Here is a 21,238-nt window from a genome sequence, read left to right on the forward strand (position 1 = left end):
TTACACGTCAATATTCCCCGCCCGCAGCGCATTCGTCTCAATAAAGTCCCGGCGCGGCTCCACCTCATCGCCCATCAGCATGGTGAACACCCGGTCGGCCTCGATGGCGTCGTCGATCTGCACGCGCAGCAGGCGGCGCACCGCCGGGTCCATGGTGGTTTCCCAGAGCTGCTCGGGGTTCATTTCGCCCAGGCCCTTGTAGCGTTGGCGGGCGGTGGTGCGCTCGGCCTCGCTGATGAGCCAGGCCATGGCGCTGCGGAAGTCGGCCACTTTTTCTTCCTTGGCCTTTTCGCCCTCGCCGCGCTGGGCGCGTGCGCCCTCGCCCAGCAGGCCGTGGAAGGTGGCGGCGGCTTCGGCCAGGGCGGCGTAGTCGTCGCCGGCCACAAAGTCTTGCGTCAGGATGCTGCTCTTGACGTTGCCGTGGTGGCGGCGGCTGATGCGCAAAATGGGCTTGTCGCTGCGCGCGTCAAACTCGCCCGCCACTTCGGGGGGCACGCCGGTGCTGCTGAGTTCGGCCAGCTTGGCCTGCATGGCGCGGGCGCTTTCCTGGGCTTCTTCCACACTGCCCAGGCGCACGGCGACGCCGTCGGCGATGGCGCGCAGGGCTTCCTGGTCCATGTAGGCCGACAGGCGCTCGATGATGTGCTCGGCCGCCTGGTGCTTGCGTGCCAGCTCGGCCAGGGTGTCGCCGCTGAGCTCTTGCGGCTGGGCGCCGCCGGTGTGGATGCGCGCGTCCTTGAGGGCGATGCGCAGCAGGTACTGGTCCAGCGCCGGGCCGTCCTTCAGGTACAGCTCCTCTTTGCCGTTTTTCACCTTGTACAGCGGCGGCTGGGCGATGTAGATGTGGCCGCGCTCGACCAGCTCCGTCATCTGGCGGTAGAAGAAGGTGAGCAGCAGGGTGCGGATGTGCGCGCCGTCCACGTCGGCGTCGGTCATGATGATGATGCGGTGGTAGCGCAGCTTGGCGGCGTCAAAATCGTCGCTGTTGCTCTTGGGCTTGTCGCTGAAGTCGTCGGCGCTGGCCTTGCCGATGCCGGTGCCCAGCGCGGTGATGAGGGTGATGATTTCCTGGCTGGAGAGCAGCTTTTCGTAGCGCGCTTTTTCCACGTTCAAAATCTTGCCGCGCAGCGGCAGGATGGCCTGAAACTTGCGGTCGCGCCCCTGCTTGGCGCTGCCGCCGGCGGAATCACCCTCGACGATGTAGATCTCGCACAGCGCCGGGTCTTTTTCTTGGCAGTCGGCCAGTTTGCCGGGCAGGCCCATGCCGTCGAGTACACCCTTGCGGCGCGTCATCTCGCGGGCTTTGCGTGCGGCCTCGCGCGCACGGGCGGCCTCGACGATCTTGCCGCAGAGGATTTTGGCGTCCTGCGGTTTTTCTTCCAGGAACTCGGCCAGCGCCTTGGCGACGATGTCTTCCACCGGCGCGCGCACCTCGCTGGAGACCAGCTTGTCCTTGGTCTGGCTGCTGAACTTGGGCTCGGGCACTTTCACGCTCAGCACGCAGCACAGGCCCTCGCGCATGTCGTCGCCCGACACTTCGACCTTGGCCTTTTTCGCCAGCTCGTTCTGCTCGATGTATTTGCCAATCACCCGCGTCATGGCGGCGCGCAGGCCGGTGAGGTGGGTGCCGCCGTCACGCTGCGGGATGTTGTTGGTAAAACAGAGGACTTGCTCGTTGTAGCCGTCGTTCCACTGCATGGCCACTTCCACGCCGATTTCGGTGCCGGGGATGCCGCCGTAGCTCTCGGCCGGGCGGGTGCCGGTGGCGTAAAACGCCGTGGGGTGCAACACTTTTTTGTTGGCGTTGACGAACTTGACGAAGCCGAGCACGCCGCCGGCGCCAGAAAAATCGTCTTCCTTGCCCGTGCGCTCGTCGAGCAGGCGGATGCGCACGCCGTTGTTCAAAAAGGACAGCTCGCGCAGGCGCTTGGCCAGGATTTCGTAGTGGAAGTCGTGGTTCTCTTTGAAGATGTCGGTGTCGGGCAGGAAGTGCACCTCGGTGCCGCGCTTGTCGGTGGCGCCCGTGACCTTCATGGGCGAGACTTCAAAGCCGTCCACCGTTTCAATCAGGCGGTTTTGCACAAAGCCGCGCGCAAACTCGATCTGGTGCACCTTGCCGTCGCGGCGCACCGTCAGGCGCAGCCATTTGGAGAGGGCGTTGACGCACGACACGCCCACGCCGTGTAGGCCGCCCGAGACCTTGTAGCTGTTCTGGTTGAACTTGCCGCCGGCGTGCAGCTCGGTCAGCGCGATTTCGGCGGCGCTGCGCTTGGGCTCGTGCTTGTCGTCCATCTTCACGCCCGTGGGGATGCCCCGGCCGTTGTCGGTGACGCTGATGGAGTTGTCGGTGTGGATGGTGACGACGATGTCGTCGCAATGCCCGGCCAGGGCTTCGTCGATGGAGTTGTCCACCACCTCGAACACCAGGTGGTGCAGGCCGGTGCCGTCGGACGTATCGCCGATGTACATGCCGGGGCGCTTGCGCACGGCCTCCAGGCCCTCCAGGATCTGGATGGCGCCTTCGCCGTAGCCGTTGGCATCGTCGGGGGTGGGTACGGGCTGGTTCGCGTCGGTCATGTAAGCGCCTTGGGGAGCCTGCAGCGCCGTTTCTGGGGCTGCAAATTTGAATCAAATACGCTGCTAGCGCTTATGTATCAAGCGCTAGCAGCTATAAAAATAATAGCAAATCGTCAGATCCGCATGGGCATGACGACGTACTTGAAGCTCTGCTGCTCGGGGATGGTGAAGAGCACCGAGCTGTTGCCGTCCTGCAGCGCCAGCTGCACCATGTCCTGGCCCATGTTGGCCAGCACGTCGATGAGGTAGGTGACGTTGAAGCCAATCTCTATGCTCTCGCCGCCGTAGTCGATGTCGAGTTCGTCCTGCGCCTCTTCCTGCTCGGCGTTGGTGCTGGCCACGCGCAGGCTGCCCGGTTCGATGTTCAGGCGCACGCCCTTGAACTTGTCGCTGGTCATGATGGCCGTGCGCTGCAGGCAGGCCAGCAGCGGCGCGCGCCCGAGGGTGATGGTGTTGTGGTGGTTGCGCGGGATGACGCGGTTGTAGTCGGGGAATTTGCCCTCGACCAATTTGGTCACGAACTCCATGCCGCCAAAGCTGAACTTGGCCTGGTTGTTGGCAAACTGCATTTCGATCGCGCCGTCGGCGTCGGAGAGCAGGCGCTGCAGCTCCAGCACCGTCTTGCGCGGCAGGATGACCTCTTGCTTGGGCACTTCGGCATCGAGCTCGGCGCTGGCAAAGGCCAGGCGGTGGCCATCGGTGGCGACCAGGGACAGGGTTTTGCCCTCGGCGACGAACAAAATGCCGTTGAGGTAAAAGCGGATGTCCTGGATCGCCATGGCGAACGAGACTTGGCCCAGCAAGCGCTTGAGCGTCTTTTGCGGCACGCTGAACGCGGGGCCAAAGGCGGGCGACTCTTGCACCAGCGGAAAGTCCTCGGCCGCCAGGGTTTGCAGCGTGAAGCGGCTTTTCCCGCCCTTCAAGATCAGCTTGGACTGGCTGCTCTCCAGGCTCACCGTCTGGTCGCTGGGCATGGTTTTCAGAATGTCGATCAGCTTGCGCGCGCCGACGGTGGTGCTGAAGTCGCCCACATCGCCGCCGAGCTCGGCCGTGGTGCGAATCTGGATCTCCAGGTCGCTGGTGGTGAGCTGCAGCGCGTTGCCGGTCTTCTTGATCAGCACGTTGGCCAGGATCGGCATGGTGTGGCGGCGCTCGACGATGCCGCAGACGGCTTGCAGTACGGCAAGCACCTTGTCTTGGGTGGCCTTCAGGACAATCATGTCAACCTCTTGGATAGGGGGCAGTGGACGGGCGCTTGTATTTTGATAGCAAGGCCGAAATGCTCAGCGTGCCATTGTGCCCGTTTGGTAGGAGATTTTGCCAACCCGGCGGGTCAGCCTTTGAGGGTTTGTTCCAGCACATGCAGCTGCTGGTTCAGTTCGGTGTTGGTCTGGCGCTCGCCGGCCATCTTGCGCACCGCATGCAGCACCGTGGTGTGGTCGCGGCCGCCAAACAGCTCGCCGATCTCGGGCAGGCTTTTTTGCGTCAGCTCCTTGGCCAGGTACATGGCAATCTGGCGCGGGCGCGCAATGCTCGCCGGGCGCTTCTTGCTGTACATGTCGGCGACCTTGATCTTGTAGTAATCGGCCACCGTTTTCTGGATGTTTTCCACGCTGATCTGGCGGTTTTGGATACTGAGCAGGTCGCGCAGCGCCTCGCGCGCCAGCTGGATGGAGACTTCCTTCTGGTTGAAGCGCGAATAGGCCAGGATTTTGCGCAGCGCACCCTCTAACTCGCGCACGTTCGAGCGCACGTTCTTGGCGACGAAAAACGCCACCTCCTCGGGCATCTCGGCCTTTTCGGCGCGCGCCTTGTTGATCAGGATGGCCACGCGCATCTCCAGCTCGGGCGGCTCGATGGCCACCGTCAGCCCCGAGTCAAAGCGCGAGACCAGGCGCTCGTGGATGTTCGTCAGGCCCTTGGGGTAGGTGTCGGACGTCATCACGATGTGGCTCTTTTTGGCCAGCAGGGCCTCGAAGGCGTTGAAGAACTCTTCTTGCGTGCGGTCTTTGTTGGCAAAGAACTGCACATCGTCGATGAGCAGCAGATCGAGCGAGTGGTAGCGCGCCTTGAATTCGTCAAAAGTGCGCCTTTGGTACGACTTGACCACATCCGAGACGAACTGCTCGGCGTGGATGTAGAGAACCTTGGCGTCGGGGCGGTCGGCCAGCAGCTGGTTGCCAATGGCGTTCATCAAGTGCGTCTTGCCCAGGCCGACGCCGCCGTAGATGAACAACGGGTTGTACATATGGCCGGGCGAGCCCGCCACGTGCATCGCAGCCGAGCGTGCCATGCGGTTGGCCGAGCCCTCGACCAGGGTGTCGAAGGTCAGCGCTGTGTTCAGGCGCGGGCGTGGTGTGGTGGGGGCGGCTTCTTCGCTCACCGGGGTGGGGATCGGGTGGCTGGGGCCGTTGTCGTTCTCGCTCGTGGCCGAGGGTGGCTGGGGGCGCACCTGAGTACGCACCACGCTGGCGCGCTGAGCAATCGCTAACTCCACCACCACCGGTTGGCCGTACAGGCCCTCCAGCACGGCGGCGATGCGCTTGGCGTATTGGGTGCGAATCCAGTCGAGCTTGAAACGGTTGGCCACCTGCAGCGTGACGCGGCTGAGGTCGGGCGCCACCTGCGCTGCCAGCGGCTTGATCCAGGTGTTGAACTGCTGCTCGGGCAGCTCTTGCGCCAGCTGCTCGACGCAGGCCAGCCACAGGCCCATGGCGGCGTCGCCATCATCGGGCAGGGGGGCGGGGGAGAGGGGTTCCTCGGTCATGGCAAGGGTGTTTTTATTGTGGATAGGAGGAACAGAAAGGGCTGCGGATTTTAGCTTTTCAAGAGCTTATCCACAAGCGCGCCAGCAGGGCAGCGGGCGGGCGGGGGGCTATTGTCGTATCCTTATTGATCCCTGGGGGTATTGCAATGCACAATTGTCGGTGCGAGAATCGCAGGTTTCCCTGAATGTGTTCAGGGTGATATGACCCGGCTGATCGTTTGCTGCGTGGCAACACGCGGAGCGCAACCACACCGCCAGGGCGGCGCCGGGGCCGGCCAGCAACGACTGAACCCTCAAGGAACGACACCATGAAACGTACTTACCAACCCTCCAAGACGCGCCGCGCCCGTACCCACGGTTTCCTGGTGCGCATGAAGACCAAGGGCGGCCGCGCCGTCATCAACGCACGCCGCGCCAAGGGCCGCAAGCGCCTGGCCGTCTAATGGCCGCGCAGCCCGGTGGCCAGCCACCGGGTGTGCTGCCCGTGCAAGCTGCTGCCATGCACAGGCTGAAAACGCGTGCACAGTTCCAGGCCGCCATGGCCGGGGGTGTGGTTTCCCGCACCGCGCATTTCGCCTTGCACCGCCTGGTATTGCCCGTGACAGAGCCCGGTTCCCTGCCTGATGCGCAGGGGCCGCAGGCTCTGTTTGGCGTTGCAGGTAGTGCCGGTGATCTGGGCGGTGTTTGGATGGGCGCCATGGCGCCCAAGCGCTGGGCGCGCCGCGCCGTCACGCGCAACGCCATCAAGCGCCAGGTCTATGCCCTGGCGGCTGAGCTGGCACCAGGGCAGCCGCCAGCGGCCTTCGTCGTGCGCCTGCGCCTGGCCTTTGACCGCAAGCAATACCCCAGCGCCTGGTCCGAGCCGCTGCGCCTGGCGGTGCGCGCCGAGCTGCAGCAACTGTGGGCGCGGGCCAAGCCATGATGCAGCGCCTGCTCATCACCCTGGTGCGCGGCTATCGGTTGCTGCTCAGCCCCTGGCTGGGCAGTGCCTGCCGCTTTGAGCCCACCTGTTCACAATACGCCCTGCAGGCGCTGGAGCAGCACGGCGCCGGCGCCGGCAGCTACCTGACCGCAGCGCGCCTGGCGCGCTGCCATCCCTGGTGCGCGGGCGGGCTCGATCCCGTGCCGGCCACTGCGCCCCGGCTGTTCTCGCGCCTTGTTGGCCGGGGTCAGGCCGACTCTCAACCACCGTCCGCAAAGAAATCTTCATGAACGATATTCGCCGAACCATCCTGTGGGTGATTTTTGGCTTTTCCATGGTTTTGCTGTGGGACAAATGGCAGGTGCACAACGGCCGCCATGCCACCTTCTTCCCTTCGCAGTCGGCCAGCCAGACCGCAGCGGGTCAGGCGCCAGCGACCACGGCCAATGACCTGCCCAGCGCTGCGTCCGCCCCGGCGGCTGGGCTGCCGACCCAAGCCCCTGCAGCCCCCGAGGCGCCGCGCGAGATCGTCAGCGTCAGCACCGACGTGCTGCGCCTGGGCTTTGACAGCCAGGGCGCCACGCTGGTGCACGCCGAGATGCTCAAGGAGCGCGACATGGCCGACAAGTCGCAGCCCTTCGTGTTGTTTGACGAAAACGGCCAGCACACCTACCTGGCGCAGACCGGCCTGATCGGTGGTGCCTACCCGACGCACAAGACGCCGATGACGCTGCAGCCCGGCGCGCGCGCGCTCGCCGAGGGCGAGAACGAGCTGGCGCTGCGCTTTGAGTCGCCCGATCTGGGCGGCCTCAAGCTGGTGAAGGTGTTCACCCTGACGCGCGGTTCGTACGCCATTGGCGTGCGCCACGAGATCGTCAACACCGGCAGCAGCCCGGTGAGCCCGCAGCTGTACCTGCAGCTGGTGCGTGATGGCAACAAGCCGGAGGGCGAATCCTCGTTCTACTCCACCTTTACCGGGCCGGCGGTCTATACCGAGGCCAAGAAGTACCAGAAGGTCGAGTTCAAGGCGATTGAAGAAGGCAAGGCCGACTTCGAGAAAAGCGCCAGCAACGGCTACGTCGCCATGGTTCAGCATTACTTTGCCAGCGCCTGGCTGCTCGCCGATGGCGTGCAGCGCGAGCTGTTCATGCGCAAGGTTGATCAGAACCTGTACGCCGTCGGCATGATCACCAGCGTGGGCGAAATCGCCCCCGGCCAGAGCAAGAACCTGGACGCGCGCCTGTTCGCCGGCCCGCAGGTGGAGAAAACGCTCGAAGCCCTGACCCCCGGCCTGGAGCTGGTCAAGGACTACGGCATGTTCACCATCCTGGCCAAGCCGCTGTACTGGCTGCTCGACAAAATTCACGGCGTGCTCGGCAACTGGGGCTGGTCCATCATCGGCCTGGTGCTGCTGCTCAAGATCGCCTTCTACTGGCTCAACGCCAAGGCCTACGCCAGCATGGCCAAGATGAAGGCCATCAACCCGCGCATCCAGGAGATGCGCGAGCGCCTCAAGGACAAGCCCCAGCAGATGCAGCAGGAGATGATGCGCATCTACCGCGAGGAAAAGGTCAACCCCATGGGCGGCTGCCTGCCCATCGTGATCCAGATCCCGGTGTTTATCGCCCTGTACTGGGTGCTGCTGTCCTCGGTCGAAATCCGCAACGCCCCCTGGATCGGCTGGGTGCAGGATCTGTCGGTGAAAGACCCGTACTTCATCCTGCCGCTCTTGATGACGCTGTCCTCGCTGCTGCAGACCGCGCTCAACCCCGCGCCGCCCGACCCGATGCAGGCCAAGATGATGTGGATCATGCCGCTGATGTTCAGCGTGATGTTCTTCTTCTTCCCCGCCGGCCTGGTGCTGTACTGGCTGACAAACAACATCCTGTCCATCGCCCAGCAGTGGCTCATCAACACCCGCATGGGCGTGCCGCCGCAGTTCAACCTGCCCAAGTTCCGCTAAAAGCCTGGGGTAGCCCCGCCACAACGGCCACGCAAGTGGCCGTTGTGCTTTGTAAGCAGCAAAAACCATAGCTGCTTGCGCTTGCCAGACAAGGGTTTGAGGTGGTTTTATGCCTCAAACCATTGCTGAGCAAGCGCGAGCAGCTATCAAACTTGAAGACATCGCCGCCATGCTGACGCAGCACCAAGACCCCATCGCCGCCATCGCCACCGCCCCCGGGCGCGGCGCCGTTGGCATCGTGCGCCTGTCCGGGCGCGGCCTGGCGCCGCTGGCGCAGGCGCTGTGCGGGCGGGCGCTGCAGCCGCGCCAGGCGCATTACCTGCCGTTTACCGACGCCCAGGGCCAGGCCATCGACCAGGGGCTGGCGCTGTTCTTTCCGGCGCCGCACAGCTACACCGGCGAAGACGTGCTCGAACTGCAGGCCCACGGCGGCCCGGTCGTGCTGCAGCTCTTGCTCGCGCGCTGCCTGGAGCTGGCGCCGGCGCTGCTGCCGCCGCTGCGCCTGGCGCAGCCGGGCGAATTCACGCAGCGCGCCTTTCTCAACGGCAAGATCGACCTGGCCCAGGCCGAGGCCATTGCCGACCTGATCGACGCCAGCACCAGCGCCGCTGCGCGCAGCGCCGCGCGCTCGCTCGGCGGCGCGTTCTCGCAGGAGATCGAGGGCCTGCGCGCCGCGCTCGTGCACCTGCGCATGTTGGTCGAGGCGACGCTGGACTTTCCCGAGGAGGACATCGACTTCCTGCGCCAGGCCGACGCGCGCGGCCAGCTCGCGCAGCTGCAAAGCCGCCTGGCCCAGGTGCTGCAGCACGCGCGCCAGGGGGCGCTGCTGCGCGAAGGCATCAAGGTGGTGATCGCCGGCCAGCCCAACGCCGGCAAAAGCTCGCTGCTCAACGCCCTGGCCGGCGCCGAGCTGGCCATCGTCACGCCCATTGCCGGCACCACGCGCGACAAGGTGCAGCAAACCATCCAGATCGAAGGCGTGCCGCTGCACGTGATTGACACCGCCGGCCTGCGCGAGAGCAGCGACGCGGTCGAGCAAATCGGCATCGAGCGCGCCTGGGACGCCATTGCCAGCGCCGACGCCGTGCTCTTTCTGCACGACCTCACGCGCACCCAGGCGCCCGACTACGCCGCTGCCGACGCCGCCATCGCCCAGCGCCTGCCCGCTGGCGTGCCCGTGATCGACTGCTGGAACAAAGCCGACGCTGCCGGCGTATCGGCGCTGGTAGCCGGGCTGGCGCTGTCAGCGCGCACCGGCGCCGGGCTCGATGCGCTGCGCCAGGAACTGCTGCGCCTGGCCGGCTGGCAAAACACGGCCGAGGGTTTGTACATCGCGCGCGCGCGCCACCTGCAGGCGCTGCAGGGCGTGGCCGCGCACCTGACACAGGCCGAGGCCGAGCTCGCCAGCAGCAGCCCGGCGCTGGACCTGCTGGCCGAGGAGCTGCGCCTGGCGCACAACCAGCTGTGCAGCATCACCGGTGAATTCAGCAGCGACGACCTGCTGGGCGAGATTTTTTCCAGCTTCTGCATTGGCAAATAGCCGCAGCGCTGCGCAAGGCCGGACTTAGCGCAGGGTGTAGTTAATCTGCGCCATCAACCCGGCATTGCCCAAAATATTGAGCTGCGCGCTCCAGTGGGGCGTGATCTGGTAGCCAATGGCGGGAATCGCCGTCAGTCCCCAGCCGCTTTTGTGATTGAACGGGATTTTCTTGTGGTACGGCTCTTTGTAGCCGTGAATCACGCCCGCCGTCACCTTGGCGTACAGGCCCGGCAGACTGTCCAGAGGCTGAAATTGCCAGCCGTAATAGGCATATTGGGTAAATTGCCCGAACGAATTGCTAAACAGTGCCAGGCCGGCAATATGGCGCGCGTCCAGGCGTTTTTCGGCCTGCACCAGCCAGACGTACGAATGCTTCTCGTCGTCGGGCTCCCATTCGTTCTCTTTTTTGGCGTCCGAATAATGCAGGGTGTAGGGCGATAGGCCAAAAGTCCAGCCAGCCCAGTCCGAGGTGGAATTGTTGTTTTGGGCCGACGCAGCCGTGCCGAGCAGCAGCGCGCCCAAGACCAGGGCGTGGCGTGCAGAAAAAGGGTGGGACATATGAATTTGTCAAACAAAGCAAAGCAAAACGCCGCGCATTGTGCCTGCAATGCGTGACGGAGCAAGGTGTAATGGCTGGTAAGTCAGGCTTGTGTCAGCTGCATAACCCGGGTAGCTTTGGGTCACTATGCTCGCTACCGCCCATTCCGCCCCCCAATACGATTTGCAGGGCCTGATCAAGGCCATTGCCGAGGCCAGCGCTGAAGACAGCCTCAATCCCAATATGCTCGCGCTCGCGCAGTGGGAGTTGCTCGCGCCCTATCTGCAGCCTTGCGTGCTCGCGCCCAGCCAGGTGCTGTTCACCCAGGGCAGCGCCGACCGCACCCTGTACCTGATCGAAAGCGGCAGCCTGAGCGTGCACTACGAGGACGAAAAAGCGCGCCTGCGCCTGGCCCTGGTGGCCGCTGGCTCGGTGGTGGGCGAGGGCGCATTCTTCTCGCACCGCCCGCGCAGCGCCACCGTGCAGGCCACGGCCGCGAGCAAGCTCTGGAGCCTGTCGGCACTGCGCATGGGCGAGCTCTCCAACCGCCAGCCGGCGATTGCCCTGGGCATTGCCATGGCTGCCGGCGCCGTGCTCGCCAAACGCTTGGGCAATCGGCGCCGGCGCATCGCGGCCACCTGAAACGCCGAAGGGGGCCACGGTACACTCGGGCGCAATTCGTTCGCGTTTCCGCTGAAAGCTAGGCATGTCACTGTTCAGTTGGTTTTCCCGCAAGCCCGCGCCGCCCCCCGCGCGCCAGGCACCGCCCCAGCCCGTCCTTGGCGCCGACGCCACCGTCCCCCTGGCCCCAGGGCGCAGCGTGCCCCCGCCCGACCCGGCGGCCAACCGCAAAAATGAACGCATCGAACGCCGCGAACTGCTGTACCTGGTGGTGCGCGACGCCATGGTGCGCGCCAGCGTGCTCTCGAGCAGCTACAAATTCAAGGTGCTCTCACTGGACCAGCAGGGGCGCCAGTTCCTCATCATGATCGACCTGGCGCGCGAATACGGTGGCGACACCGCACGCCTGTCCGAGATCGAGGCCCTGGTGGCGCAAACCGCCAAGGCGCGTTTTGACATCCTCGTCACCGCCGTCTATTGGCGCATCAACGAACATGTGGCCGTGGGCCAGCCGCCGCGCAACGCCGGCGCCGGCAGTGCGCCCGCAGCCACGCCACACCTTATGCCCCGAGCGCAGCGCCCGGTGCGCCCGCCGCCGGCGCCCTTGGTGCCACCGGCACCACCGCCCGAACCCATGCTGCCGGTGCTGGGCGCACAGCCGAGTGCGCCGGCGCCGCTGGAGCCGGCATCGCTGCTGGCGCCGCGCAGCGGCGGGCGCTTTGACCCGATCGAGGCCGATGAGGTGGCCGCCTTCAAGCGCGCACTCTCGGCCAGCACGGCAGCCGCCCCGGCGGTGGCGCCGGCGCCCGGTGTGCCCGTGCGCTCCGGCCCGCGCTTTCCCAGCCCCCCACCGGCGGCAGCCACGGGGTTTGAAGACACCGAGCTGCCCGACGAGCAGCGCCACGACTCCGACCTGGGCCGCACCCAGTACGGCGAGTTGCAGTAATGGCGGGAGCGCCGGGCGCAGCGTTCAGTGCCCGGCGAAATCGACCAAGGTGAACAGCGGCAGGCCGCTGCTGCGCAGGCGCTGGGAGCCGCCGAGCTCGGGCAAATCGACAATCGCCGCGCCCTCGGTCACGCTGGCGCCGAGCTTTTCCAGCAGCTTCTTGCCCGCCATCATGGTGCCGCCGGTGGCGATCAGGTCGTCGATCAGCAGCACGCGGTCGCCGGCCTTGACGGCATCGGTGTGCAGCTCGACGGTGGCGCTGCCGTACTCCAGCTCGTAGGTTTCCTGCACCGTGGTGAACGGCAGCTTGCCCTTCTTGCGGATCGGCACAAACCCCAGGCCCAGCTCATAGGCCACGACCGAGCCGAGGATGAAGCCGCGCGCATCGAGCCCGGCCACCACGTCCGGGCGCAGCGCAGGCGTCATGTAACGGTGTACGAACGCATCGATCAGCACACGAAACACCCTGGGGTCTTGCAGCAGCGGCGTGATGTCGCGGAACTGCACCCCCGGGGCGGGCCAGTCGGGCACGGTGCGGATGTGTTGGCGCAGATAGTCGGAGACGCTCAGGGATAGCATGGTGAGGAAAACAAGGGAGGGCAAAAACGCCGACCAGTGTAATCACCCGTATGCTGCAGGGCGAGTGCTCTGCCCATAATGGTTGCCATGCCTGTTTCTGTTTTGCTCATCGACGCCGACGCGGTGCACGCCCAGGCGCTGGTGCGGGCCTTCGGTCAAGAGCCGCTGGGCTGGCACATCGCGCACGTGGTGGGCCCGGTGCAGGCCCGGGCGCTGCTTGCGGCCACGCCTGCTGCGTGCGATGCCGCGTTGGTGGTGGCGCCAGCGCAGGGCTGGGAGCCCGCCGCCTGGGTGGCTGCCCTGCAGGGCGTGCCGGCCATTGTCTTGTTGCCCGCTGGACAAGAGGTGCAGGCGGCGCAGGCGCTGCGCCAGGGCTTTGGCGACTATGCCCTGTGCGATGCGGACGGCGCCTATCTGCAGCAGCTGCCGGCGCAGATCGAAGATTTGCTGGTGCGCACCGTGGGCGAGCGTGCGCGGCGCGACATCGAGGCCGAGCTCGACCGCACTAGCGCCCTATTGGCGCAAAAAACGCGCGAGCTTGAAATTACCCTGGCCAGCGTCTCGCAGGCCATCATGAAGGTCGATGCCCAGGGCCGCATCTGTGTGTACAACCAGCGCCTGCTGCAGCTGCTGGATTTGCCCGAGGCATTGCTGCAGGGCCAGCCCCTGCTCTCTGACGTCATCTCTTTCCAACAGACGCGTGGCGACTTCGGCCCCAATCTGAGCCTGGTCGATCCCGTGGGGCAGGTGTATATCGCTGGGCAATCGGTGACCCAGAATCTGTCGGTCGCACCTGAACGCTACTTGCGCCGCACCCCTGCAGGGCGCCACCTCGAAGTGCGCACCCACCTGCTGGCCGAGGGCGGCCATGTGCGCACCTTCACCGACGTGACCGACTACTTGGCGATGCAGGAGGCGCTGCGCGCCAGCGAGGTGCGCTGGCGCAGTCTGACGGCGCTGTCCTCGGACTGGTACTGGGAGCAGGATGCGCAGTTTCGCTTTGTGCGCTTTGATGGCACGCCTGACCATCGTCACGGCGGCGACGATACCGCCTTGCTCGGCAAATGCCGCTGGGAACTGCCCTGCGAGGGTGTGACGCCAGAGCAATGGGCGGCGCACCGCGCCCAGCTCGAAGCGCACGAGGTGTTTTTGGACTTTGAGCTGCAGCGCACCTTGGTCGATGGCACGCGGCTATGGGCCTCGGTCAGTGGCGAACCGGTGTTTGACGGCACCGGTATTTTTACGGGTTACCGTGGCGTGGCGCGTGACATTACGGAGCGCAAGCGTGCCCAGGCCGAGATCGCCCGCCTGGCCTTCTACGACGAACTCACCGGCCTGCCCAACCGGCGCCTGCTGCAAGACCGGCTGGAGCAGGCGCTGCACCAGAGTGGACGTGATGGTCGCCAGGGGGCGCTGTTGTTTCTGGACATGGACAACTTCAAAACCGTGAACGACAGCATGGGCCACGAGGTGGGCGATGCGCTGCTGCAGCAGGTGGCGCAGCGTCTGTCGGGCTGTGTGCGCGCCAGTGACACCGTGGCGCGCCTGGGGGGTGATGAATTCATCATCGTGCTGCCCAGCCTGCACGGCGAGGTGGTACGCGCCGCCGCCATGGCCGAGGTCGTGGCGTTGAAAATTCTGGGCGCCCTGGGCCAGCCCTATCCCATCGGCAGCGGCTTGCAGCACAGCACGCCCAGCATCGGCATTGCCTTGTTCCAGGGCCAGGCGCAGGCCGTCAGTGCGCTGCTGCAGCAGGCCGATCTGGCCATGTACCAGGCCAAGTCCAGCGGGCGCAATACCTTTTGCTTTTTTGACACCGCCATGCAGGCCCAGGCCAGCGCCCGTGCGGCGCTGGAAGCTGATCTGCGCCTGGGGCTTGAGCGTGGCGAGTTTTTGTTGCATTACCAACGCGTCGTCAATGCCCAGGGCCAGGTGCTTGGCGCCGAGGCCCTGGTGCGCTGGCAACACCCGCAGCGTGGCCTGGTGTTGCCGGGCGAGTTCATCACTCTGGCCGAGCAGACCGGGTTGATTTTGCCGCTGGGTCAGCAGGTGCTGCGCCAGGCGTGCGAGCAGCTGGCGCGCTGGCAGCAGCAACCCGCCAGCTGCGACTGGGTGCTGGCGGTGAACGTGAGTGCGCAGGAATTTCGCCACCCAGGCTTCGTTCCGCAGGTGCAGACCACGTTGGCGCAGACGGGGGTGGATGCGACGCGCCTGAAGCTCGAACTCACCGAAAGCCTGCTGCTGCATGACGTTGAGGGCAGCATCGCCAAGATGCAGGCCCTGCGCGCCTGCGGCCTGCGCTTTGCGCTCGATGATTTTGGTACGGGCTACTCTTCGCTGGCGTACTTGAAGCGCCTGCCGCTCGATCAGCTCAAGATCGACCAGAGCTTTGTGCGCGATCTGCTCACCGACGCCAACGACGCCGCCATCGCCTGCACCGTCCTCGGCCTGGGACGCAGCCTGGGGCTGGAGGTTTTGGCCGAGGGGGTGGAAACCCCGAGTCAGCGCAAATTCCTGCTGCGCCACGGCTGCCAGCGTTTTCAGGGCTACCTGTTTGGCCGCCCCGGGCCGGCGGCGGCGCTGCTGGACTGATCAGGCGCCGCGCAATAGTTTGTCTTCCGCCAGGGCCAGCGCTGTGGGATGGCCCGAGAGCACCAGGGTGTCCCCCGCTGCCAGCAGGCGGCTCTCGTCCACGGCGCCGCTGTGGCCACCGTGCTGGCGCAGGTTGACCACGCGCACGCCGATGGCGTGCAGCGCCAGCGCCGCCAGAGGCTGGCCCAGGCAGCCGGCCTCGGGCGGCAGCGTGATGCTCGACAGGCGTGCCTGCTCGCGCCCGCTGGCGACGTCGTCGTCGGCACCGTGGAAATAGCCGCGCAGCAGGCCGTAGCGTGCCTCGCGCTGGTCCTGCACGGTGCGAATCACGCGCCGCATGGGCACGCCCACCAGTGCCAGCAGGTGGCCGGCGAGCATCAGCGAGCCCTCGATGGCCTCGGGCACGACCTCGGTGGCGCCGGCGGCCTGCAGGCGGTCGAGGTGCAGGTCGTCTTGCGTGCGCACCACCACCGGCACCTGCGGCGCGTGCGCGCGTGCGTTCGCCAGCACCTTCAGGCTCGACGCCACATCCAGGTAGGTGATGGCGACCGCGCTGGCGCGCACCAGGCCGGCGGCCATCAGCGCCTGCAGGCGCGAGGCGTCGCCAAAGACCACCGAGTCGCCAGCAGCTGCGGCCTGGCGCACGCGATCAGGGTCCAGGTCCAGCGCCATGTAGGCAATGCCCTCGCGCTCCAACATGCGCGCCAGGTTCTGGCCGCAGCGCCCATAGCCGCAGATGATGACGTGGCCGCTGGTGTTGATGGCTTTGCGTGCAATCTGCGTCATCTGCAGCGACTGCTGCAGCCAGTCGCTGGCGACGAGCTTCATGACGATGGCGTTGCTGTACTGGATCAGGAACGGCGTCGCCAGCATCGACAGCACCATGGCCGCCAGGATGGGGTTCATCAGCGCCGGCTGCAGCAGGCCGTGCGCCTGGGTCAGCGTCAGCAGCACGAAGCCGAATTCGCCCGCCTGCGCCAGATACAGCCCGGTGCGCAGCGCCACCCCGGTGCTGGCGCCGGTGGCGCGCGCCAGCAGCAGGATGACGCCGACTTTGAGCAGCATCGGCAGCAGCAGCAAAAGCAGCACCAGGGCCCAGCGCTCGAGCAGGATGTGCCAGTCGAGCATCATGCCGACGGTGATGAAGAACAGCCCCAGCAGCACGTCGTGAAAGGGCCGGATGTCGGTGCCCACCTGGTGGCGGTATTCGGTCTCGGACACCAGCACGCCGGCGATGAAGGCGCCCAGCGCCAGGCTCAGGCCGGCGAGCTCGGTCAGCCAGGCCAGGCCCAGGGTGATGAGCAGCAGGTTGAGCATGAACAGCTCGTCGCTTTTCTTGCGCGCCACCAGGGTCAGCCACCAGCGCATGAATTTTTGCCCGCCCCACAGCAGCAGCGCCACCACCACCATGGCCTTGAGCAGGGCCAGGCCAAGGGCGACAAAAAGCTGCTCGGGCGCGCTGCCCAGGGCCGGGATCAGAATCAGCAGCGGCACCACCGCCAGATCCTGGAACAGCAAAATGCCGAGCACGCGCCGGCCATGCTCGCTTTCGAGTTCGGCGCGCTCGGCCATCAGCTTGACGACGATGGCCGTGCTGCTCATGGCCATGGTGCCGCCCAGGGCCAGCGCCGTCTGCCAGCCCATGTCCCAGGCGCCGCCGAGCCAGCGCGCCAGCAGCAGCGCCCCGCCCAGGCCCAGAGCCATGCTCAGCAGCACCTGCAGCAGCCCCAGGCCAAACACCAGGCGGCGCATGGCGCGCAGCTTGCCCAGGCTGAATTCGAGGCCGATGGCAAACATCAAAAACACCACGCCGAACTCGCCCAGGTGGCGCACGCCCTCGGAGTTTTGCGCCAGTGCCAGGGCGTGCGGGCCAATCAAAATGCCGGCGCTGAGGTAGCCCAGCATGGGCGGCAGTTTCAGACTGCGGCAGGCAACCACGCCGAGGACGGCGGCCAGGAGGTAAAGCAGCGTAAGGGCGAGCGAAGACATCCGCCCTATCCTATCCCCGGCCATGGGGCGCGCCGATAAAATCGCCCCATGCTTTCTGCTTTGCGCCCCTTCGACGCCGACCAGGCCCTGCGCCTGGCCCGCGAAACTTGTGACATCGAGGCCGCCGCCCTGCAGGCGCTGGGCCAGCGCCTGGATGTGCGCTTCACCCAGGCCGTGCAGCGCGTGCTGGCCATTCGCGGGCGCGTGGTGGTCATGGGCATAGGCAAAAGCGGCCACGTCGGGCGCAAGATTGCCGCCACCCTGGCCTCCACCGGCACGCCGGCGTTCTTCGTGCACCCGGCCGAGGCCAGCCACGGCGACCTGGGCATGGTCACGGCCGAGGACCTGGTGCTGGCCATCTCCAACAGCGGCGAGAGCAGCGAGCTCACCGCCATTCTGCCCATGCTGCGCCGCCTGGGCGTGCCCCTGGTGGCCATGACCGGCGGCCTGCAATCGAGCCTGGCGCGCCACGCCGACGAGTTGCTCGACAGCAGCGTCGCGCGCGAAGCCTGCCCATTGAATCTGGCGCCCACCACCAGCACCACGGTGCAGCTGGCGCTGGGTGATGCGCTGGCGGTGGCGCTGCTCGACGCGCGCGGCTTTCGCGCCGAGGATTTCGCGCGCTCGCACCCTGGCGGCGCGCTTGGGCGCAAGCTGCTCACGCACGTGGCCGACGTTATGCGCCAGGGCGACGAGCTGCCCGTGGTCGCGCCCGAGGCGCCGTTTGGCGCCCTCATGCGCGCCATGAGCGCCAAGGGCCTGGGCTGCGCGGCCATCGCCGATGCCCAGGGCCGGCTGCTGGGCATCTTCACCGACGGCGACCTGCGCCGGCGCATTGAAACCGGCGCCGACCTGCGCAGCGCCTGCGCCGCTGCCGTCATGCACGCCAACCCGCGCACCATTGCCGCCAGCGCCCTGGCGGCCGACGCTGCGGCCATGATGGAGCAGCACGGCATCACCAGCGTGCTGGTGACCGATGGCGCCGGTCAGCTCCAGGGCCTGGTACATATCCGCGACCTGATGCGCGCCAAGGTGATCTGATGAGCCTCTCCCCCCTGCCCCCCGCCCTGCACATTGGGCCCGAACTGCTGCTGCGCGCCCAGGCCGTGCGCGTGGTGTTTTTTGACGTGGACGGCGTTTTGACTGACGGCGGCCTGTATTTTTCCGACGCCGGCGAGAGCCTCAAGCGCTTTCACACCCTGGACGGCCACGGCATCAAGCTGCTGCAGCAGGCCGGCATCACCCCGGCAGTGGTCACCGGGCGCGACGCACCGGCGCTGCGCCTGCGCCTGGCGGCCCTGGGCGTGCGCCACGCCCGCTTTGGCACCGAGGACAAGCGCCCGGCGGCCGAGGCCATCCTGGCCGAGCTGGGGCTCGACTGGGCCCAGGCCGCAGCCATGGGCGACGACTGGCCCGACCTGCCGATGCTGCGCCGCGCTGCCCTGGCCTGCGCCCCGGCCAACGCCCATATCGAAGCCCGCGCCGTCGCCCATGTGCTCACCCAGGCGCGCGGCGGTGATGGCGCCGTGCGCGAGCTGTGCGACCTGCTGCTGGTGGCCAGCGGCCTCTATGCCAGCTTGCTGGCGCAGGCGGCGGCATGAGCAGCGCCCTGCGCCGCAGCTGGGACAGGCTCTCGCTGTACCTGCCGGTACTGCTCATGGGGCTGCTGGCCATGGGCACCTGGTGGCTGGTGCGCAGCGCGCCGCGCCCCCCCCGGCCTGACGTGGCAACCGTGCTGCGCCACGAGCCCGACTATTCCCTGCGCGATTTTTCCGTCAAAACCTTTGGCGCCAACGGCCAGTTGCAAAGCGAGCTCCAAGGCCAGATTGGCCACCATTACCCCGACACCGATACGCTGGAGATCGAGCAGGTGCAGATGCGCTCGATCTCGCCCGAAGGCCGCGTCACCACGGCGCACGCCCGGCGCGGCCTGAGCAATGCCGACGGCAGCGAGGTACAGCTCTTCGGCGACGCCGTCGTCACCCGCGCCGCGCAGCAGCTGCCCGATGGCCGCGTGCTGCCGCGCCTGCAGTTCGAGGGCGAATTCCTGCACGCCTGGACACAGGACGAGCGCGTGCGTTCGCACCTGCCGGTGACGCTGCAGCGCGGCACCGACCGCTTCACCGCCGATCGCATGGATTACGACAACATGGCGCAGCAAATGCAGCTGCAAGGGCGCGTGCACGGCGTGCTGCAGCCCACCTCCCCGGCCCGGCCATGAGCGCGGCGCCGCCCCTGGTTTTCATCACCGGCGCCTCCAGCGGCATCGGCCAGGCGCTGGCGGCGCAGTACCACCAGGCCGGCTGGCGCCTGGCCCTAGTGGCGCGCCGCACCGATGTGATAAAAAATTGGGCTGAAGCCCGTGGGTACAGCGCGAGCAGCTATGAAATTTATAGCGCAGACGTATCCCAACCCGACAGCATCATGGCCGCTGGCCGCGCCTGCATCGCGCGCCAGGGGCTGCCCGAGGTGGTGATTGCCAACGCCGGCATCAGCATCGGCATGGACAGCCGCGAGCCGGACGACATCGCCGTCATGGCGCAGGTTTACGCCACCAACAACGTCGGCCTGGCGGCCTCCTTCCAGCCCTTCATCGCCCCCATGGTGGCGCGCGGCAGCGGCCGTTTGGTGGGCATAGGCAGCGTGGCCGGCATCCGGGGCCTGCCCGGCCACGGCGCTTACTGCAGCAGCAAGGCCGCCGTCATCAGCTACTGCGAGAGCCTGCGCGGCGAGCTGCGCGCCAGCGGCGTGCGCGTCATCACCGTCAACCCCGGCTACATCGACACGCCGCTGACGCAGCGCAACCGCTACCGGATGCCGTTCCTGCTCGCACCCGAAGAATTTGCGCGCCGCGCCCAGCGCGCCATTGCCGCCGGTGGCAGCTATTGCGTCATTCCCTGGCAAATGGCCATTGCCACCCGCCTCATGCGCCTACTGCCCGATGCCTTGTTCGACCGCCTGGCCGCCGGGCGCCCGCGCAAACGCCGCCAGGGCGAGTAGCGAACAAACCCAAAGCGCATGAAAAAAGGCCCCGCAGGGCCTTTGTGTTGTGTGCTGGGTGCAGCGAGGGCTCAATAGCCGCCGTCACGGCCACCGCCGTAGCCACCACCACCGTAGCCGCCACGGCCACCGCCGTTGCCGCCACCGTTACCGCGCGGGCCAGTGCCGTAGGGGCTGCGGAAACCGCCTTCGCGGCTACCGCCGCCGCCGCCACCACCGTAGCCGCCTTCACGGCCACCGCCGTAGCCGCCACCACCACCGCCGAAACCACCGCCACGCGGGCCGCCGAAGCCGCCGCCACCGCTGCGCGGGGGGCGCGGCTCCATGGGGCGCGCCTCGTTGACGACAATGCCGCGTCCGCCCAGGGGCTGGCCGTTCATGCCGTTGATGGCAGCCTGCGCCTCAGCGTCGCTGCCCATTTCCACAAAGCCAAAGCCCTTGGAACGCCCTGTGTCGCGTTCCATCATGACCTTGGCACTGGTGACTGCGCCAAAAGCACTGAAAGCTTGTTCCAGATCGTTGTCGCGCACCGAGTAAGGCAGGTTGCCGACGTACAGTTTGTTGCCCATCAAGGGACTCCTAAAAAACCAAAAAAGCGAAAAGTGACGGAGTCCCGAAAACGCCGCCAGCGGATCTTGCGGACATGCTTTGTGCGAAAGGGTCGGACCACCGCGAACTTGCGGAAAAATCCGCGAAAGCATTATCCTGCACAAAAGCAAAATAAAAGCAAGGGGACGTATCGTCTGTGGCGCAATTGCTGCAGCACATGAAAAAAGGCCCCTGGATAGGAGCCTTTCATCATCTTGTCAGGGCTTAGTAAGCGCCACGGCCACCGCCGTAACCGCCTTCACGGCCACCGCCGTAGCCGCCGCCGAAGCCGCCGGAGCGCGGCGGGCGCGGCTCCATCGGGCGGGCGACGTTGACCACCAAGTCGCGGCCACCGAAGTTCTTGCCGTGCACGCCCTGGATGGCGGCCTGGGCTTCGGCATCGCTGCCCATTTCAACGAAGCCAAAGCCCTTGGAGCGGCCGGTGTCGCGCTCCATCATGACCTTGGCGCTTTGCACGGCGCCGAATTCGCTGAAGGTTTGTTCGAGATCGCCGTCGCGGAAGGAATAGGGCAGGTTGCCCACGTACAGTTTGTTGCCCATGAGGGACTCCGGAAAAAAGAAAAAAACGCGATGGAGTCCGACGCCAGAGACACTG

General features: G+C 66.4%; 20 protein-coding genes. 12 read left to right on the plus strand and 8 right to left on the minus strand.

What is annotated here, in order from left to right; translation table 11 throughout:
• From gyrB to dnaA, 3 genes are all read right to left on the minus strand, one after another.
• Entirely contained in the window at positions 1-2,577 is a 2,577-nt protein-coding gene (gene gyrB / locus G7045_RS14505) for a DNA topoisomerase (ATP-hydrolyzing) subunit B (RefSeq protein ID WP_166160284.1), read from the minus strand.
• 113 nt (positions 2,578-2,690) lie between these two features.
• A complete protein-coding gene (gene dnaN / locus G7045_RS14510) occupies positions 2,691-3,797 on the minus strand; it encodes a DNA polymerase III subunit beta (protein ID WP_166160285.1) in 1,107 nt (368 codons plus the stop codon).
• 113 nt (positions 3,798-3,910) lie between these two features.
• Entirely contained in the window at positions 3,911-5,344 is a 1,434-nt protein-coding gene (dnaA, locus tag G7045_RS14515) for a chromosomal replication initiator protein DnaA (RefSeq protein WP_166160286.1), read from the minus strand.
• Positions 5,345-5,652: 308 nt separating this feature from the next.
• Here dnaA and rpmH point away from each other — a divergent pair, with 308 nt between their 5' ends.
• The 5 genes from rpmH to mnmE all read left to right on the plus strand — a co-directional run bounded on the left by rpmH (position 5,653) and on the right by mnmE (position 9,769).
• Positions 5,653-5,787 (plus strand): 50S ribosomal protein L34, encoded by a 135-nt coding sequence (gene rpmH, locus G7045_RS14520; protein ID WP_012207856.1) that lies wholly within the window; start codon positions 5,653-5,655, stop codon positions 5,785-5,787.
• Between the two features lie 56 nt (positions 5,788-5,843).
• A complete protein-coding gene (locus G7045_RS14525; RefSeq protein ID WP_166160483.1) occupies positions 5,844-6,266 on the plus strand; it encodes a ribonuclease P protein component in 423 nt (140 codons plus the stop codon).
• A complete protein-coding gene (yidD, locus tag G7045_RS14530) occupies positions 6,263-6,556 on the plus strand; it encodes a membrane protein insertion efficiency factor YidD (RefSeq protein ID WP_166160287.1) in 294 nt (97 codons plus the stop codon). The genes G7045_RS14525 and yidD overlap by 4 nt, the downstream gene beginning before the upstream one ends.
• Complete coding sequence (yidC, locus tag G7045_RS14535; RefSeq protein WP_166160288.1) at positions 6,553-8,229, plus strand: membrane protein insertase YidC; 1,677 nt, start codon at positions 6,553-6,555, stop codon at positions 8,227-8,229. Before yidD ends, yidC begins: the two co-directional genes overlap by 4 nt.
• A gap of 169 nt (positions 8,230-8,398) precedes the next feature.
• Positions 8,399-9,769: a tRNA uridine-5-carboxymethylaminomethyl(34) synthesis GTPase MnmE gene (gene mnmE, locus G7045_RS14540; RefSeq protein WP_166160484.1), complete on the plus strand. Its 1,371-nt coding sequence runs from the start codon at positions 8,399-8,401 to the stop codon at positions 9,767-9,769.
• A 24-nt stretch (positions 9,770-9,793) separates the two neighbouring features.
• Here mnmE and G7045_RS14545 read toward each other — a convergent pair whose 3' ends face one another.
• Positions 9,794-10,327, minus strand: coding sequence for a hypothetical protein (locus G7045_RS14545; RefSeq protein WP_166160289.1), 534 nt, complete (start codon positions 10,325-10,327; stop codon positions 9,794-9,796).
• 127 nt (positions 10,328-10,454) lie between these two features.
• On the opposite strand from G7045_RS14545, the gene G7045_RS14550 reads away from it, so the two are divergent.
• Together G7045_RS14550 and G7045_RS14555 are read left to right on the plus strand one after the other, a co-directional pair.
• On the plus strand, positions 10,455-10,949 hold the full coding sequence (locus tag G7045_RS14550) for a Crp/Fnr family transcriptional regulator (RefSeq protein ID WP_166160290.1): 495 nt from the start codon (positions 10,455-10,457) through the stop codon (positions 10,947-10,949).
• 64 nt (positions 10,950-11,013) lie between these two features.
• Entirely contained in the window at positions 11,014-11,874 is an 861-nt protein-coding gene (locus G7045_RS14555; RefSeq protein ID WP_166160291.1) for a hypothetical protein, read from the plus strand.
• 24 nt (positions 11,875-11,898) lie between these two features.
• Here G7045_RS14555 and G7045_RS14560 read toward each other — a convergent pair whose 3' ends face one another.
• The gene (locus tag G7045_RS14560) at positions 11,899-12,453 is read right to left on the minus strand and encodes an adenine phosphoribosyltransferase (protein WP_166160292.1); all 555 of its coding nucleotides are present in this window, start codon (positions 12,451-12,453) and stop codon (positions 11,899-11,901) included.
• Between the two features lie 87 nt (positions 12,454-12,540).
• On the opposite strand from G7045_RS14560, the gene G7045_RS14565 reads away from it, so the two are divergent.
• On the plus strand, positions 12,541-15,045 hold the full coding sequence (locus tag G7045_RS14565) for an EAL domain-containing protein (RefSeq protein WP_166160293.1): 2,505 nt from the start codon (positions 12,541-12,543) through the stop codon (positions 15,043-15,045).
• Here G7045_RS14565 and G7045_RS14570 read toward each other — a convergent pair whose 3' ends face one another.
• Positions 15,046-17,034, minus strand: coding sequence for a monovalent cation:proton antiporter-2 (CPA2) family protein (locus G7045_RS14570; RefSeq protein ID WP_166160294.1), 1,989 nt, complete (start codon positions 17,032-17,034; stop codon positions 15,046-15,048).
• 48 nt (positions 17,035-17,082) lie between these two features.
• On the opposite strand from G7045_RS14570, the gene G7045_RS14575 reads away from it, so the two are divergent.
• From G7045_RS14575 to G7045_RS14590, 4 genes are read left to right on the plus strand one after another with little or no spacing between them, the layout of a single operon-like run.
• Entirely contained in the window at positions 17,083-18,075 is a 993-nt protein-coding gene (locus G7045_RS14575; RefSeq protein ID WP_166160295.1) for an SIS domain-containing protein, read from the plus strand.
• A complete protein-coding gene (locus G7045_RS14580) occupies positions 18,075-18,635 on the plus strand; it encodes an HAD family hydrolase (RefSeq protein WP_166160296.1) in 561 nt (186 codons plus the stop codon). The genes G7045_RS14575 and G7045_RS14580 overlap by 1 nt, the downstream gene beginning before the upstream one ends.
• Positions 18,632-19,255, plus strand: coding sequence for an LPS export ABC transporter periplasmic protein LptC (gene lptC / locus G7045_RS14585; protein WP_166160297.1), 624 nt, complete (start codon positions 18,632-18,634; stop codon positions 19,253-19,255). The genes G7045_RS14580 and lptC overlap by 4 nt, the downstream gene beginning before the upstream one ends.
• Positions 19,252-20,034: an SDR family oxidoreductase gene (locus tag G7045_RS14590; RefSeq protein ID WP_166160298.1), complete on the plus strand. Its 783-nt coding sequence runs from the start codon at positions 19,252-19,254 to the stop codon at positions 20,032-20,034. The genes lptC and G7045_RS14590 overlap by 4 nt, the downstream gene beginning before the upstream one ends.
• A gap of 71 nt (positions 20,035-20,105) precedes the next feature.
• Here G7045_RS14590 and G7045_RS14595 read toward each other — a convergent pair whose 3' ends face one another.
• Entirely contained in the window at positions 20,106-20,603 is a 498-nt protein-coding gene (locus tag G7045_RS14595; RefSeq protein ID WP_166160299.1) for an RNA-binding protein, read from the minus strand.
• A gap of 244 nt (positions 20,604-20,847) precedes the next feature.
• Positions 20,848-21,183 (minus strand): RNA-binding protein, encoded by a 336-nt coding sequence (locus G7045_RS14600; RefSeq protein WP_166160300.1) that lies wholly within the window; start codon positions 21,181-21,183, stop codon positions 20,848-20,850.
• Between the last annotated feature and the right edge of the window lie 55 nt (positions 21,184-21,238).

Origin of the sequence: Acidovorax sp. HDW3, from assembly GCF_011303755.1 — a bacterium.
Lineage (GTDB): Bacteria > Pseudomonadota > Gammaproteobacteria > Burkholderiales > Burkholderiaceae_C > Paenacidovorax.

Coding starts and splice junctions, on each gene's coding strand:
- gyrB (WP_166160284.1), bottom strand. CDS start 2,577: ATGACCGACGCGAACCAGCCCGTACCCACCCCCGACGATGCCAACGGC.
- dnaN (WP_166160285.1), bottom strand. CDS start 3,797: ATGATTGTCCTGAAGGCCACCCAAGACAAGGTGCTTGCCGTACTGCAA.
- dnaA (WP_166160286.1), bottom strand. CDS start 5,344: ATGACCGAGGAACCCCTCTCCCCCGCCCCCCTGCCCGATGATGGCGAC.
- rpmH (WP_012207856.1), top strand. CDS start 5,653: ATGAAACGTACTTACCAACCCTCCAAGACGCGCCGCGCCCGTACCCAC.
- G7045_RS14525 (WP_166160483.1), top strand. CDS start 5,844: ATGCACAGGCTGAAAACGCGTGCACAGTTCCAGGCCGCCATGGCCGGG.
- yidD (WP_166160287.1), top strand. CDS start 6,263: ATGATGCAGCGCCTGCTCATCACCCTGGTGCGCGGCTATCGGTTGCTG.
- yidC (WP_166160288.1), top strand. CDS start 6,553: ATGAACGATATTCGCCGAACCATCCTGTGGGTGATTTTTGGCTTTTCC.
- mnmE (WP_166160484.1), top strand. CDS start 8,399: ATGCTGACGCAGCACCAAGACCCCATCGCCGCCATCGCCACCGCCCCC.
- G7045_RS14545 (WP_166160289.1), bottom strand. CDS start 10,327: ATGTCCCACCCTTTTTCTGCACGCCACGCCCTGGTCTTGGGCGCGCTG.
- G7045_RS14550 (WP_166160290.1), top strand. CDS start 10,455: ATGCTCGCTACCGCCCATTCCGCCCCCCAATACGATTTGCAGGGCCTG.
- G7045_RS14555 (WP_166160291.1), top strand. CDS start 11,014: ATGTCACTGTTCAGTTGGTTTTCCCGCAAGCCCGCGCCGCCCCCCGCG.
- G7045_RS14560 (WP_166160292.1), bottom strand. CDS start 12,453: ATGCTATCCCTGAGCGTCTCCGACTATCTGCGCCAACACATCCGCACC.
- G7045_RS14565 (WP_166160293.1), top strand. CDS start 12,541: ATGCCTGTTTCTGTTTTGCTCATCGACGCCGACGCGGTGCACGCCCAG.
- G7045_RS14570 (WP_166160294.1), bottom strand. CDS start 17,034: ATGTCTTCGCTCGCCCTTACGCTGCTTTACCTCCTGGCCGCCGTCCTC.
- G7045_RS14575 (WP_166160295.1), top strand. CDS start 17,083: ATGCTTTCTGCTTTGCGCCCCTTCGACGCCGACCAGGCCCTGCGCCTG.
- G7045_RS14580 (WP_166160296.1), top strand. CDS start 18,075: ATGAGCCTCTCCCCCCTGCCCCCCGCCCTGCACATTGGGCCCGAACTG.
- lptC (WP_166160297.1), top strand. CDS start 18,632: ATGAGCAGCGCCCTGCGCCGCAGCTGGGACAGGCTCTCGCTGTACCTG.
- G7045_RS14590 (WP_166160298.1), top strand. CDS start 19,252: ATGAGCGCGGCGCCGCCCCTGGTTTTCATCACCGGCGCCTCCAGCGGC.
- G7045_RS14595 (WP_166160299.1), bottom strand. CDS start 20,603: ATGGGCAACAAACTGTACGTCGGCAACCTGCCTTACTCGGTGCGCGAC.
- G7045_RS14600 (WP_166160300.1), bottom strand. CDS start 21,183: ATGGGCAACAAACTGTACGTGGGCAACCTGCCCTATTCCTTCCGCGAC.